Genomic DNA, 14,398 nt, shown 5'->3' with positions numbered 1-14,398 from the left:
TGCCCTTGTCCGGTCTCCGGCCCACCTCGTCGCCCACGCCCGCTCCCTCGCCTTGCTGTACCGGTGGTGCTGCTCCACCCCAGCGCATCAGGACTCCGGACGCCTCTCTATGTCCGCAACTGGCCGTTGACGCTTGGATATTCCCGAAGAAGGTCAAAAATGACCATATGCGGCGACCTTGGGTCCACTCTCCCGGCGACAGGGACCGGACGGCCTGCTGGAGCCCCCGAATGGACATGTCCCTCGCGAAGCCCCGGCCCACGGACTCCGGCATGACGCATCGACGGCCACTGGGCGACGATCCGACGAAGCACTCCTCGCCGACCCGCGGACGTGCTGTCCAGAAGAGCCGCGGGAACCCGTTGCCCGGGTGATCAGCCACTCCACGGTGGCGCTCCGCCAAGCCGATCAGGCTCGACGTGATCCGGTTCTGCTCGACCGAGATCACCACGGCGTCCGCCTCCGGCACGGTGAGCGGTGACGGCGATTCGGTGGTCAAGGCACGGCGCGGGCGATGAGGAGGGCGACGTCGTCCTGGGTGTCGGGGCGGCGAAGAGCGGTGAGGAGGAGGTCGCAGGTGTCCTCCAGGGGGCGGCGGGGGCCGGCGAGCAGGTCGGTGAGGGTCTGCAGGCGCTGGTCGATGTCCTGGTCGCGGACTTCGACGAGGCCGTCGGTGTAGAGGACCAGCTCGTCGCCGGTGCGCAGGGTGAGGTCGCGGGTGGGAAAGGGCAGGCCGCCGACGCCGAGGGGCGGGCCCGGGTCGAGGCGGACGGGGCGGGGGGTGTGGCCGGGGCGCACGAGGACGGGGGGCGGGTGGCCGGCGCAGGCGAGGCGGCAGTGGCCGGTGGCGGGGTCGTAGCGGGCGATCAGGCAGGTGGCCATGGCGTCGCCGAGGTCTCGGGTGGTGGCGTCGAGGTGGGTGAGGAGGTCGGCGGGGTCCGCGGTGAGGCGGGCGAGGGCGCGGGTGGTGGTGCGCAGCTGTCCCATGGTGGCGGCCGCGTTGATGCCCGATCCCATGACGTCGCCGACGACCAGGAGGGTGCGGTCGTCGGCGACGGGGATGGTGTCGAACCAGTCGCCGCCGGTCTCGTCGGCGGCGCCGGCGGGCTGGTAGCGGTGGGCGATGGTCAGGCCGGGCGGGTCGGGGGCGTGCTGGGGTGGCAGGAGGTGGCGTTGGAGGGCGAGGGTGGCCTGGCGCTGGTGCTGGTACCAGCGGGCGTTGTCGATGGCGACGGCGGCGCGGGCGGCGAGTTCACTGGCGAGCAGGACGTCGTCCTGGTCGAAGGGGGCGGGGGTGCGGGTGCGTTTGAGGTCGAGGGCGCCGAGGACCTGGCCGCGGGCGATGAGGGGGACGGCCAGGTACGAGTGGACGCCGGCTTCGGCGAGGAGGCGTGCGGCGTCGTCGTCGCGGGCGATCCGGGCCAGGTCCGCGGGGGTCACCCGGGGGACGAGGACGGGGCGGCCTCCGACGGCGGCCTGGGTGACCAGGCGCTGGGGGTGGTACCGGGTGACCTGGCCGATCGGGTCGGCGGCTTCGGTGGCCGGAGTGGGGTGCACGGCCCTGATGGCCATCGCGCGGAACCGGGCGGGCCCGTCGTCCGCGCGGGTGGTGGTGCCGGGCAGGGCGGCGTCCAGGAGGTCGACGGCGGCGATGTCGGCGACTTCCGGCACGGTCACCTCGGCGAGCTCCCGGGCGGTGGTGGGCAGGTCGAGGGTGGTGCCGACGCGGATCGAGGCGTCGGCGATCAGTGACAGGCGGCGCCGTGCCCGGGCGGCGACGAGGGACTGCTCGTAGGACTCGGTGACGTCGATGACGGAGACCGCCAGCCCCATCACCCGGCGGGCCTGGTCCTCCAGGCGGTAGAACGACGAGGTCCAGGCGTGGGTGCGGTCGTCGTGCGGCATGTGGCCGACGGTGAACTCCTCCAGCACCGGCCGGCCGGTGGCCAGCACCTGGCGCATCCGGTGCTCGATCGCCGCGACGTCCAAGTGGGGCAGCACCTCGTGCGGGGTGCGGCCGAGGTGGTCGGCGGCCGGCACGCCGTTGATCCGCTCCAGGGCGGGGTTGACCAGGACGTAGTGCAGGTCCTCGTCCAGGACGGCGAGGCCGACGGGCGCCTGGTCGACGATCCGTGCGGCCAGGGCCAGGTCGCGCTCCACGCGGCGGACGGTCTCGCGCGGGGAGGCGATGCCCAGGGCGTACCAGGTGCCGGAGGCGGCTTGCAGGCGGGTGTTGCGGAACTCGACCAGCATGGTCCGTCCGTCCTTGTGCCGGACGGGGAACGCACCGGCCCAGGTGCCCTCGCCGGCCATCACCCGGGCGAAATCCTCCTGGACCTGGGCGCGCCGTCCGTCCTCCACCAGCAGCTGCGCGGCCTCGCGGCCGAGGGCCTCCTCGCAGGTGTAGCCGAAAAGGGCCTCGGCGGGCGGGCTCCACAGGGTGACCCGGCCGTGGTCGTCGAGGACGACGGCCGCCACCCCGAGGACGTCCAGCAGCCCGCCTGCCGCCATCGCGGCGTCCGCAGGGCCGAGTCGGCGTGCCATCGCCACCACCTCCTTCGCCCCTCGGTCGGCTTCGGGGCGCTCTGCCGGTCCCTCCATCGTCCGCCGGACGCCCTCGGGCGCCGGCAGACTCATCGGCTCCGTCACCGGGCGGACGGGCGGGACGGGGGCTCGCCCGTCGAGCCCGGGCGCCGTCGGAGCCCTGGTGCCGTCGGAGCCCGGGTGCCGACGGCCGCACCGAGGCCCCGCGCCGCCCGGAACACGGCGTACCGAGCCCCGCACCCTGCGCCTGTCCGGGCCCCCGCACGCGAAACACCGATGTGACACCTGCGGGCCTCGGTCAGGCATCGGGACAGCGCCTTGGCGCGGCACGACCTTCTCGAACACGGTCGCCTGCAGTGCCGAACGACACCCGGGAATCCGAGGGCGAGGCGGAGCCTGCAGACCCCCGTGGACCGCTCGCACCACGTCACTGGCCAAGCGGCGGTCGAAGCGGCCGGCCACCGAGGGGCGGCGGCCCCCGAGGACGCTCGGTCGGTCAGAACTGGCGGCGCCGTACGACGGGCCGGACGGGCGGGGCCTTGCTCGGTGCCGCGCAGCGCGAAGGCCGCAGTGCGGGTGTGCTCCGGCCGGCTGACGACCTGGCGCAGCGTGGCGGGGTCGGCGTGGTGGGTGAGGTCGCGGACGGCTTGGTGGTCGTCGTCGGTGAGCGGAGGACCTGTTGTTCGTGGGCGTAGGCGGTGAGCGCGGCCGGCCAGGCCGTCGCGGAAGCCTTCCACGTGCGCGCCGCCGGTGGTCGGCCGGCCGTTGGCGCAGCTGGCGACCCGTTCCTCGCGGGAGTCGGCAGCGCAGAGCCACCTCGACGGTTCCCTCCGTTTCGGCAGCCGGGCCGGGCGAGGAGGCTTGGGCGAGGTGGAGCGCGGAATCCGGGATGGCGGCGGGCGCGCGGACGTGGAGCAGCTCGATGATGGCCCCGGCGTGGGCTGGGCGGGCTGTGGCGGGATGGAGAGGGGCTGACGGATGCCGGACGAGGGCGGTGATCGGTAGAGGATGCGGGGCGAGGGGGTGTGCCGTCCGTCCGACGCACGCCGCCGCTCACCTGACTGCTGCATGGGGGGTGCCGCCCCGATCGTCCGCTGATTGGATCGCACAAGAACGGGGGCCGCAGATGAAGGAGCGACAAGTGAGTTCAGCAGGGAAGGCCCTGGCAGTGACAGGTGCGGCCATGGCCACGTGTTTGGTTCCGATCGGCAGCGCGTCGGCAGTCGATGCCGGTCACCCGGCCGCTCGCGCCTACGTGAGCAGTTACAAGGGACCTCGCATCGACATCGACGGCGACACATGGGGCCAGGCGATCGCGACCTGCCCGGCCGGGATGGTGGCCACCGGCGGCGGCTACGAGGTCACCAGCAGGACGCTCCAGATCATCGTGAACGCGCCCAGCGGCAACGACGGCCAGCCCACACGAGCCTGGGTGATCATCGGCTACAACCCTCCGGGGAGCTTCATGACGCAGCTCACGCCCTGGGTCACCTGCACGACGACCTGACCCATGGGCTCGTGCCGTGATGCCGGTTTGCGGCTTCCGGCATCACGGCAGACGGACGGGGCACCGGGTTGGGCAGCCGGGAGGATGCCGCTTTGGTGGGTGACCAGCGCGGTCGCGGCGCTGACCACGTCGCGGGCGGCGGCCGGGGCCCCGCTGTCCGGGGCCCGCCCGTCCGGCCCGGCCGCCCGGCTCAGGCCCGTCACCAGCAGCCCGAGGCGCAGCACCAGGAGGAGCCGCTCGGCATCGGTGGCGGCCGGCAGGGCGGCGGCCACGACTTCGCTGCGGACCGGTCCGTAGGCGGTGCGCAGGGCCTCGATGTCGGCGCCACGCTGCAGAAGCACGTCAAGGCGGGTGTCGGCCTCCAGCCGGGGCTGGGCACAGCAGGGGCAGCCGGGACGGGCGCCGGGGCTGTAGGGCTGCGCTTGAGCCCGGCCGAGGCGGACCTCGGGGTGCACGGCGGGAACGTCGCGGTGGGCGAGGGCAGTTGGGGCTCGGACGTGATCGTCGTCGAGTTCCCCGACCGGGAGCGGGTGCGCGCGTGGTACGACTCCCCCGTACCGGGAGATCCTCCCACTGCGCACCCGCCACATGGTCCCAGGCGCGATCTTCGCCGACGGGGTGCCCGCGGGTTACCGGGGCGCGGACTCGCCGGCGCACTGAGCGCCGGCGGGGCGCTCGCGGGTGACGAGGTCGGTGCGTCCGGCCGTGGCGTCCAGCCACACGACGCGGGTGCCGCGGTCGGCGACGGGCGAGTCCTGGGAGCCTCGGTCGCAGGAGACGCGCTCGGGGGCGCCGCCGGTGAGCGGGAGCTGCCACAGCTTGGCGGTCCGGGCGTTGGTCCAGTCGTCGTGGACCCGCCCGGTGCGCGAGACGTAGGTGACCGCGCGCTCGGAGACGGTGAGCTGGTACGGCTCGGGGGCGGTGGAGTCGGCCGGCAGGAGGTCGGTGACGCCCGAGCCGTCCAGGGCGCCGGAGCGGATCGTGGCGCGCCCGGTGGGCGGGGTCTGGACCCACAGCATGCGGCCGCCGGCCAGGTGGACGGCGTCGGTCAGGTTCGTCGGGTCGGCGGGCACGTACTGGGCGGTGACCTTGCCCTCGGCGAGCGCGTACGCGGTCGGCGCGTTGACGTAGTCCTGGCCGGACATCCAGCTCTCGGTCCAGGCGAGGACGCCGCCGTTCAGGTCGAGGCCGCCCACGCCGTGACCGGCGGGCAGCGGGATCACCGTCTCCGGGGAGCCGTCGCCGCGGACGACATGGATGCGGGTGGTGTCGGTGGTGAAGTCCCGGAGCGTGTAGACGATGTCGCCGCCGGCCGTGCGGATGTTCTGCGGCTCCTGCCGGGCGTCGTGGTAGATGCTGCGCACCGGGCCGGCTCCGGTCAGCGGCGCGCTCAGCAGCTCGTAGCCGAAGACGCCCTGGGCGTCCTTGCCGACGGCCTTCCACACCGCGTTCGTGCCGTCGCTGGCCGCCCAGCTGTGGTAGCGGCCGTCGTCGGGGCTCAGTCGCACCGGGGTGCCGCTGCCGGTGACGGTGCCGGTGTACAGGGCGGTGCTCCTGCGGGTGGCGTCGGTGTTGGCGAGCATCACCCAGTGACCGTCGGCGACCACCGGGGCGGCCATGTTGTTGGTGATGCCACTGAGCAGGACGCGGCTGTCCAGGCCGAGCTTGCGCTGCCAGCCGGCCTTGATGCCGTGGGCGTCGAACGCGGCGGCGACGGTGCGCAGCTGGGCGTGGGTCAGGCCACTTGCGCGGCCGGCGGCCAGGACGGCGTTGCGGCCGGCGACGAAGTCGTCGAGCGGGGTCATGTACTCGGTGAGCGCGCGGTAGACCACGCGGTCGGCGACCAGCGGGTCCAGCGTGCGCCGGATGTCCCACAGGGCTCCGCCGAAGATGGTGGAGTTGAGGTGCACGCCGCCGCTGTCGGTGCTCAGTGAGGCGCCGACGTAGTCGTCGACGGTGGTGTGGTGGTCGTCCAGGCGGCGGGTGGCGCAGGCCTGCGGGGTGCCGGTGCGGCACAGGCCCTCGCCCAGCAGCGCGGCCCGGGGGTCGTCCATCGCGATGCCGCGGGTGGTGACCTCGATGGCGTTGCCGAAGTAGTCGGCGAGCGCCTCGTCCATGGCGCCGGACTGGCCGAGGTAGGCGAAGTTGGCACTGTTGGTGATGACGCCGTGGGTCATCTCGTGGGCGGCGACGTCGAGGGCGGCGGCGAACGGGAAGTACCTGTCGTCGCCGCCGCCGTAGATCATCTTGCTGCCGTCCCAGTAGGCGTTGGGGAAGGCCCGCCCGCCGGCGGTGACTCCGGTGACGGAGACGATCGGGCTGTTCTTGCCGTCCAGGCCCGGACGGCCCAGGCGGTCGCGGTAGAAGTCGTAGACGACACCGGCGTTGACGTGCGCGTCGGTGGCGCCGTCGGTGCCGGTGGCGGCGGGGAAGTCGGGGGTCGGGGAGCTCGCGGGGTGGGCGTCGGCGGGGATGCGGCCGAAGTCGCCGACGTCGCGGCCGGCCGCGTCGTAGGTGGTGATCGCGGCGGGACGGGTGAGGTCGGTGAGCTGGTAACTGCCGTCCGCCTGGCGGGCGATGTTGACGCGCACGCTCTTGCCGTGGACGTCGGGGGCGGTGCCGGTGGCGGGGGTGGCGGTGGCCGGGGCCGGGTCGGGGGCGGGCGCGGAGGGCGCGACGGCCTCGGGGCGGGCGGCGGCCGCGGAGGGGGTGCGGGCATCGTGGGCGAGGACGACGACGCCTGCGGTGGCATCCACGTAGACGTCACGGGTGAGCGGGGTGCCGTCGGCGCCGGCACCGCGCACGGTGTAGTGGCGGGTCAGCTTCCCGGCGCCGTCGGGCAGGATCACCAGGCCGGCGTCATCGGCGGTGGCCTTGGCGCGGGCGGCGTCGGGCAGCGCGCCGAGCGCGGCGGTGCGCAGCAGCTCGTCCGTGACGGTGGGCTCGGTGGGGGCGGCGAGGCCGGTGAAGAACTTGCCGCCGACCGCCTCGACGTGCTGGGCCGCGCCGTCGCCGGCGAGGTGGACGAGGTACTGGGCGCCGAGCACGGGGACGCCACCCTCGTTCTGCTGGAACCTGACGGTGCGCCGTCCGTCGGGGCCGCTCTCGGTGCCGGCTTCGGCGAGCTGGGCGGGGTCGACCCGGTAGCGGTCGCGGTGGGCGGCCAGGTGGGCGCGGGCGGCAGCGGCCGGGTCGCCGGGGGCGGGATCGCTCAGGCCGGTGACCAGCTGCGGGGCGGCGGTGTCCTGCCCGGCGACCACGCCGGGGACGGGGTCGCCGGCGGTCTGCGCGGGCGCGGTGTCGGCGGCGGCGGTCGGGGCGGCCAGGGCGGCCAGGCTCAGGGCGGCGGCTATGCCGGCGCCGAGGGCCTTGGGCGTGCGGGCGTGACGGTGCACTGCGCTCCTCTCACGGAACGGGAACACGGGAATCGGCGGTGGCGCCCGGCCCGTCGCCGGTCGGCTGACGGTGCGCCAGGGCCACGTCACGAAACATAGGCCATCTCTCGGCATATGTCGAACAACTACCTATCGGGAACTCCGGGAGCCCCGGCCCTCAGCCGGCCCTCAGCCCGTGGAGGAGGAACGGGGAGGCGACCGGATCGGACGACCCGCGCACCAGGGCTGTGCCGCCGGGCCGCCTGGTGCACGCCGTCGACGGTGGGCAGACCACTGCCCATGTCACGCCTCCAGCAGAGCGCTCTCTCCCGACGGAAAGCGTGAGCGGCGGGGGCGGGCGTCAAACCGTTTGCAAGGATCCGCCAAGAGCGCCGGGAAAGGCTGGTCGGGTTCCGCGCGGCCGCCCGGACGCGGCCCGCGACCCGGGCCGTCGAGCGGCCCGGCGGGTGCCCGGTCACCGGGCACCGACACATCCCACACTCTCGTACGGAGATCCCTATGCGGCAGCGTCCGAAACTCGTCCTGGTCGGCCAGTTCTCCGCTCTTCCCTGGGTGTTCGAAGGCGCGGAGCGCGCCGGTGTCGATCTGATCCTGGTGCCCCGGGGCGACGACGACCCCGAGCGGGCCCGCAAGGCCGCCGGGGTGGTCGAACTCCTGCCGCTGGACGTCGACGGGGATCCCGACGCGGCGGTGGCCGCGCTGGTGGAGCGGTTCGCCCGCCAGCCGTTCGACGGGATCATGGCGGGCAACGAGAAGGTCGTCCCCTTCGTCGCCCGGGCCGCGCGGGTGCTCGGGCTGACCGGCCTGACCGAGGAGGCCGCGGCGGTCGTCCGGGACAAGCGCCGCATGCGCCGGCTGCTCGCCACCGCCGGACTGGCCGTGCCCGGATTCGTCACCGTCGACCACCCGGACGACTGGGCGGACGCCGCGGGCCTGCGCTTCCCGGTCGTGGTCAAGCCGGCCGACGGCTACTCCAGCCTGGGCGTGATCCGGGTCGACTCCTCCGGGGAGCTGGAGCGGGCGGTGCGCACCACCTGGGCGCTGTGCGACACGCACCTGGGGTACGACGACGGGGCGGCCGACGGCACCGGGGTGCTGGTCGAGGAGTACCTGGACGGCCCCGAGATCTCCGCCGAGTCGCTGGTGCACGGCGGCCGGGTCCGGGTCTGTGCCGTCAGCTACAAGGGGGAGCTGAACGGTCCGTACTTCGAGGAGACCACGCTTCGGGCCCCCGCCCGGCTCCCGGCGGACGTCCTGGCGGCCGTCGAGCGGGAGGTGGTCGGTGCGCACCACGCCTTCGGCGTCACCGAGGGCACCACCCACACCGAGCTGCGTCTGGTCTCGGGCACCCGGCCGGTGCTGCTGGAGATGGGGGCGCGGATCGGCGGCGGCGGGTTCATGCACCACCTGGTGCACGTCAGCAGCGGGATCGACCTCGCGGCGGAGGCGGTCCGCATCCACCTCGGCCGGGAGCCCGAGTGCTGGAGCACCGAGCCGGTGGGCACCGGGCACGCGGCGGCGTACCTGGTGCCGGTGGGCGGCGGCGGCCGGATCGCCCGGGTGCACGGCCTGGACGAGGTGCGCGAGGAGCCGTGCGTGGACCACGTGGTGCGGACGGTCGGCCCCGGCGCGCTGCTGCGGCCGTACCCGGACTGGTCCGGGTACCCGGCGATCGTGCTGTCGCACCACGCGTCGGACGCGGCGGCGGTGGAGTTCCGCGACCACCTGGCGCGGACCCTCACGGTCGAGTACGACGGGCGGAGCTGAGGTGCCGCTCCGGTCGGCCGGGGCACCGGGGAGGCTGCCGGGGCCGTTCTGGTGGCTCTGGGGCGGAACGCTGGTCACCTCGGCGGGCGGCTTCGTGGTGCCGTTCATGGCGATCTACCTCACCACGGTGCGCGGCTACTCGGTCTTCTTCACCGGCCTGACCCTGACCACGTTCGGGGTGGGCAGCGGGATCGCCTCGCTGTTCGGCGGCATCCTGGCGGACCGGCTGGGGCGGCGGACGGTGCTGCTGGCGAGCGAGGTCCTCACCGTCGCGGGCATGCTGGGGCTGGGCCTGGCCCACGGCCGGTTGCCGGTCCTGCTGTTCACCCTCACGGTGGGGGTCGGCCTGAACGCCACCCGCCCGGCCCGCGCGGCGGCCGTCGCCGACCTGGTGGCCCCGGAGGACCTGCCGCGGGCGTACTCGCTGATCTACTGGGCCACCAACCTGGGCTTCTCGGTGGCCGCCGTGGCGGCCGGGCTCGCCGCCTCCCACGGATTCCTGCTGCTGTTCCTGGTCAACGCGCTGGCCAATCTGCTCGCCGGCGTCATGGTGTACCTGCGGGTGCCGGAGACGCGCCCGCCGCCGGAGGGCGCCGGGGTGACGGACGCGGCCGGTGCGCGGCGCCCGCCGCACCGCGCGCCGGGCTTCCCGGTCCTGCTGGGTTCGGTGCTGATGCTCGGCCTGATGTTCCAACAGCCTTTGGTGGCGCTGCCGTTGACGATGACGGGGGACGGTCTCTCGGCCGCTGACTACGGCGCGGCGATGATGATGAACGGTCTCGTCATCGCGGTGCTCCAGCTCCCGCTGACCCGGCTGGCCGGGCGGCTCCGACCGGAACACGCGCTGGCTGTGGCGACCCTGGTGACCGGTCTCGGCATGGGGCTGACGGCCGCCGTGCACGGCACCGTCGGGTACGGGGCGACCGTCGTGCTGTGGAGCCTCGGCGAGATCGTCGTCTGGCCGACGTGCATGGCGCTGGTGGCCGCGCTGTCGCCGCCCGACCGGCAGGGCGGCTACCAGGGCTGGTTCCTGTCGGTCTGGAGCGTGTCGGTGGCCCTGGCCCCGGTGCTCAGCGCGCGGGTGATCGAGTCGTCCGGCACCACGGCGGTGTGGGGCGCCTGCCTGTGCCTGGCCGTGGTCTGCGCGGGCTGCCACCTGCTGCTGGCCCGGCTGCGCGGGGAGCGCCGGGCCGAGGCCGTCCCCGGCGGGAGGGCGAGCGTCACGCACTCCTGACCCAGCGTCGGCCGCCGCCCCGACCGATGGCGGGGGTGCGCTCCCGACGGCCTGTCGGCTCCTCCCGTGGACGACCGCGCGGGGGGAGCCGACGCGCGCCCGCGCGCCATCACCGTCCGTGGTCGTCCGAAAGGGAACATCCCGGTCCGACGGCGGGTTTCACCGTCGCCCGATCCGGGGTAGCCTGCCAGCATTCATGATTCACATGACAGTAACATGACCAGTAAAGCACTGTGCCCTTGTATCGGACGCAGACGGATCGCGGCTGGTCACGCCAAGGGAGGCCCCGCCATCGCCACTCCACGCCGTCCGCGCAGCGCCCTGCCCAGACACCCGGCCTGATTGCGCCCGCGACCACACCCGTCGACGGTTCCCGCGCCCTCCCAGCTCCCCCCAGCACCGCCGAACCGGCAACCGTCGGTGACGGCAGGGAACGGCGGCCCCACGGAACCGGCGACTCCCCCGAGGCCCCGCCGCCGATCCTCCGGGACGGCCGGCCGGCCGCAACATCCCCGGCCATGTTCGGACATGACCCGAATCACGCCGTGCCCCGGCTCACCCCGGCGGTCACGGCGGATGCACCAGCTGTCTTGCCTGACGGGATGTGATGAGATGAGCCGAGTCGACAACGCCGCTTCCGATCTCGTGTTACGGAGCCCCGCACCGATCAGGGTGCTGGGACAGATGTCCGTGCTGGCCGGCCGACGGGCACTCGACCTGGGCCCTCCGCGTCAACGGGCCCTACTGGCCCTGCTGTTGATCAACGCGGGCCGGGTGGTGTCGGTCTCCGGGATCGTCAGCGCCATCTGGGGCTCCTCACCGCCGCAGGCCGTCGTCGGCACCCTCCAGTCGTACGTCTCCCGGCTGCGCAAGGCGATCGACGGCCACTCGCCCGTCCCCGCCAAGGACAGGCTGCTGGCCCTGCGGTACCAGGCCCCCGGCTACGTCCTGGAGGTCGACCGGGACTGCATCGACGCCAGCCGGTTCCAGTCCGCCGTCGAGGCCGGGCGCGAGCAGTTCGCCCGCGGAGACCTGGCCGCGGCCCGCGGCACCGTCGACGAGGCGCTCGGCCTCTGGCACGGCACCCCGTACGGGGAACTGGCCGCCTACGACTTCGCCCAACTGGAGTCCGCCCGGCTCGAACAGCTGCGCCTGGTGGGCCTGCAGACCTGGGCCGACGCCAGCCTCGGCCTGGCCCGGTACGACGAGGTGGTGCGCGAACTCGACGACGAGGTCCGGCGCAACCCGATGCTGGAACGGCTGGGCTGCCAGCTCATGCTGGCGCAGTACCACTGCGGCCAGCCCGCCGAGGCACTGCTGACCTTCGAACGGATCCGGGCCCACCTCGCCGAGGAACTGGGCGCCGACACCAGCAAGGAACTCCAGGAGCTGCACGGCGCGATCCTGCGTCAGGACCTCGTGCACGCGGGTGGGCGGACCCCCTCCCCGGCCGGCCCGCGCCCCCGCCTCACCCTGGTCGCCGACGTCGACGCGCTGCGGCCGCCCACCCCGGGCCCGGCGCTCCCGGGCCCCGCCCCGGCGCTCACCCCCACCCCCGTCGCCGTGCCCGAACCGCCGCGCCCCGCACCGGCGTCGGCCCCCTCCCCCACCCCGGCGGCCGTCGCCCCGGCCGCCCCGCCCGCCGGACGGCTGATCGGCCGCACCCGGGAACTGGCCACCCTGCGGGCACTCACCGCACCCGGCCGCCGCGGCCGCACCGTCCTGGTGATCGGCGAACAGGGCGTCGGCAAGACCCGGCTGCTCCAGGAGCTGGCCGGCGGACTGCCGGCCGCCGGACTGGACGCCGTCTGGGCGCACTGCGCCGCAGGCCCCGAACTCCCCGAGTACTGGCTGTGGACCCGGGTCGTCCGCAAGCTCCGACGCACCAGGGCCGCCGAACTGGCCACCCTGCCCGAACCCGTCCTGGACACCCTCGGCATGCTGCGCCCGGACCGCGCGCCGGGTGCCGCGGGCACCGAGGCGCCGCTCTCCCCCGCCCGGCACCTGGCCTTCCAGGACGCCGTCTGCCAGGCCCTGCTGACCGCCGCCCGCCGCCCGCTGGTGCTCTTCCTGGAGGACCTGCACCTCGCCGACACCGGCACCCTGGCCCTGCTCCAACTGCTCACCAAGGAGCTCGGCGACAGCGACCTGCTGGTGGTCGCGACCGTCCGGGAGCACCGGCTCGCCCAACGCCCCGAACTCGGCGGAGCGGTCGCCGACCTGCTCCAGGAGGTCGCCGCCGAGTACCTGCACCTCGACGTGCTCTCGCTCGCCGAGACCAGGGACCTGATCGACCGCACCGGGGACGAGCCGCCCACCTGGGACCTGGTGTCGGCCGCCCACCGCGCCACCGGCGGCAACCCCTACCTGCTCACCAAGCTGCGGCCGACCGCCACCGCCGTGACCGGACCCGCCGAACCGGCCGCCCCGCTCTCCTTCGACCTGCGGCTGGTGCTGGGCGCCCGCCTGGCCGAGTGCCCGGAGGGCGTCATCCGGGTGCTGCAGACCTGCGCCGTGATCGGCCCGGCCGTGGACCGCCGGCTGCTCACCGACGTCCTCACCGGACTGGGCGAGCCACCGGGCCTGGTCCACCACGCGCTGCACAGCGGGCTGCTGCGCCCCGATCCGGTCGACCCGCACGGCTTCCGGTTCGCGCAGGGGCTGGTACGGGACATGCTGCTCGCCGACCTCGACCCGGTCCACCGCGCCCGGCTGCACCACCGGGTGGCGGTCGCGCTGGCCGACGGCGCCGTCGGCAGGGCCCGCGTCGACTGCGCCGAGACCATCGGCTACCACTGTGGCCGGGCGGCGCAGGAACTCGACCTGCGCGAGGCGGTGCAGCCCCTGGTCGGCATGGGCGACCTCGCCGAGCGCCGGCGGCTGCACTCCGAGGCGCATGCCTGGCTGTCGCAGGCCATCGACGTCCTGCGCGGCCAGCCCCGGAACCGGTCCGTCGCGGCCGAGCTGGAACTCCAGAAGCGGGTCGTGTGGCTGCTGTCGATGACCCTCGGCTACGGGTCCCCGGCGGTCACCGACGCCTGCAGCCGGGTCGAGGTGCTGCAGAAGACCCTCGACAACACCCGGCCCACCGCGCTGTTGGCCTCCCGGGTCATCATGCACCTGGCCGGCGGCGACCTGCCCCGAGTGTCCGGGATCGTCGCGCTGCTGGACGAGTCGGCCGAGCACGGCGGCGGGACCGAGGCCCGGGCGGCCGCCTGCTACGGCAAGGGCGTGCTGTGGTTCACCGCCGACCGGCTGGAGGAGGCCGTCGCCGAACTGGAACGCGGGCTCCCGCTGGTCGACGCGCAGGGCGCGGAGGAGCGGGCGGACCGGTTCATGGGCCTGTCCCGCAGCGACCCCCGGATCAACTACCGCGCCCACCTGGCCGTCAGCCACGTCCTGCTCGGCGACACCGCCGCCGCCGAGCGCTACCGCGAGGAGCTGCTGCAGCTCTCCGAGTCGGACGGCTGCGACCGGCCGTGGGACCGCACCTTCGCCCTCTACGCCGACGCCCTGCTGGCCGTCCTCGACGGGGACGTGGAACGGGCCTGGCAGGCCTCCACCGCCGGGGTCGACCTCACCGTCCGCTGCCAGCTGGGCCACTGGCAGAACATGCTGTCCGTGCTGCTCGGCTGGGCCGAGGTGCGCCGCGGCCGACCCGGCGTCGGACTGCGGCGGATGCGCTGGGCTCTGGACTCCGCGGCCCGCTCCGGCACGGTCTTCCGGCGGGCGCTGCACCTGGGGCTGCTCGCCGAGGCGGAGCAGCACGCCGGGCTGCCGGACCTGGCCCGCGCGACGGCGCGGACCATGGCCGACGAGATCGAGCTGCGCGGCGAGCTCGTGCTGCGGCGGCCGCAGTGGCCGTTCGCGGACCTGCTCGCCGGGGCGGCGCGGTAGCCCGCGGCGGCGCGGTAGCCCGCGGCGGCGCGGTAGCCCGGGGCGGCGGCACGG

Annotated in this window: 7 protein-coding genes and 1 pseudogene; 5 read left to right on the top strand and 3 right to left on the bottom strand. The window is 74.6% G+C overall.

Annotation, left to right across the window (positions count from 1 at the left end):
* Positions 1 to 495: 495 nt before the first annotated feature.
* Complete coding sequence (locus tag ACIRD3_RS03305; RefSeq protein ID WP_402210870.1) at positions 496 to 2,544, bottom strand: SpoIIE family protein phosphatase; 2,049 nt, start codon at positions 2,542 to 2,544, stop codon at positions 496 to 498.
* 1,141 nt (positions 2,545 to 3,685) lie between these two features.
* Here ACIRD3_RS03305 and ACIRD3_RS03300 point away from each other — a divergent pair.
* Complete coding sequence (locus tag ACIRD3_RS03300) at positions 3,686 to 4,051, top strand: hypothetical protein (protein ID WP_402210867.1); 366 nt, start codon at positions 3,686 to 3,688, stop codon at positions 4,049 to 4,051.
* On the opposite strand, the gene ACIRD3_RS03295 is transcribed toward ACIRD3_RS03300, so the two are convergent.
* Positions 3,988 to 4,392, bottom strand: a complete 405-nt coding sequence (locus ACIRD3_RS03295) for a hypothetical protein (protein WP_402210864.1) — start codon at positions 4,390 to 4,392, stop codon at positions 3,988 to 3,990. The genes ACIRD3_RS03300 and ACIRD3_RS03295 overlap by 64 nt on opposite strands.
* An 81-nt stretch (positions 4,393 to 4,473) precedes the next feature.
* On the opposite strand from ACIRD3_RS03295, the pseudogene ACIRD3_RS03290 reads away from it, so the two are divergent.
* Positions 4,474 to 4,593, top strand: a pseudogene (locus ACIRD3_RS03290) (DUF1330 domain-containing protein); the annotation flags it as partial.
* An 87-nt stretch (positions 4,594 to 4,680) separates the two neighbouring features.
* On the opposite strand, the gene ACIRD3_RS03285 reads toward ACIRD3_RS03290, so the two are convergent.
* Positions 4,681 to 7,446, bottom strand: coding sequence for a M4 family metallopeptidase (locus ACIRD3_RS03285; RefSeq protein WP_402210862.1), 2,766 nt, complete (start codon positions 7,444 to 7,446; stop codon positions 4,681 to 4,683).
* 498 nt (positions 7,447 to 7,944) lie between these two features.
* Between ACIRD3_RS03285 and ACIRD3_RS03280 the strand changes: the two genes are divergently transcribed.
* From ACIRD3_RS03280 to ACIRD3_RS03270, 3 genes are all read left to right on the top strand, one after another.
* Positions 7,945 to 9,213 (top strand): ATP-grasp domain-containing protein, encoded by a 1,269-nt coding sequence (locus ACIRD3_RS03280; RefSeq protein ID WP_402210859.1) that lies wholly within the window; start codon positions 7,945 to 7,947, stop codon positions 9,211 to 9,213.
* 1 nt (position 9,214) lies between these two features.
* Positions 9,215 to 10,447: an MDR family MFS transporter gene (locus ACIRD3_RS03275; protein WP_402210856.1), complete on the top strand. Its 1,233-nt coding sequence runs from the start codon at positions 9,215 to 9,217 to the stop codon at positions 10,445 to 10,447.
* 684 nt (positions 10,448 to 11,131) lie between these two features.
* Complete coding sequence (locus tag ACIRD3_RS03270; RefSeq protein WP_402210854.1) at positions 11,132 to 14,344, top strand: BTAD domain-containing putative transcriptional regulator; 3,213 nt, start codon at positions 11,132 to 11,134, stop codon at positions 14,342 to 14,344.
* Positions 14,345 to 14,398: the final 54 nt, after the last annotated feature.

This window comes from Kitasatospora sp. NPDC093550 (assembly GCF_044764985.1).
Classification (GTDB): Bacteria; Actinomycetota; Actinomycetes; order Streptomycetales; family Streptomycetaceae; genus Kitasatospora.
This window is presented reverse-complemented; position numbering and strand designations above follow the sequence as displayed.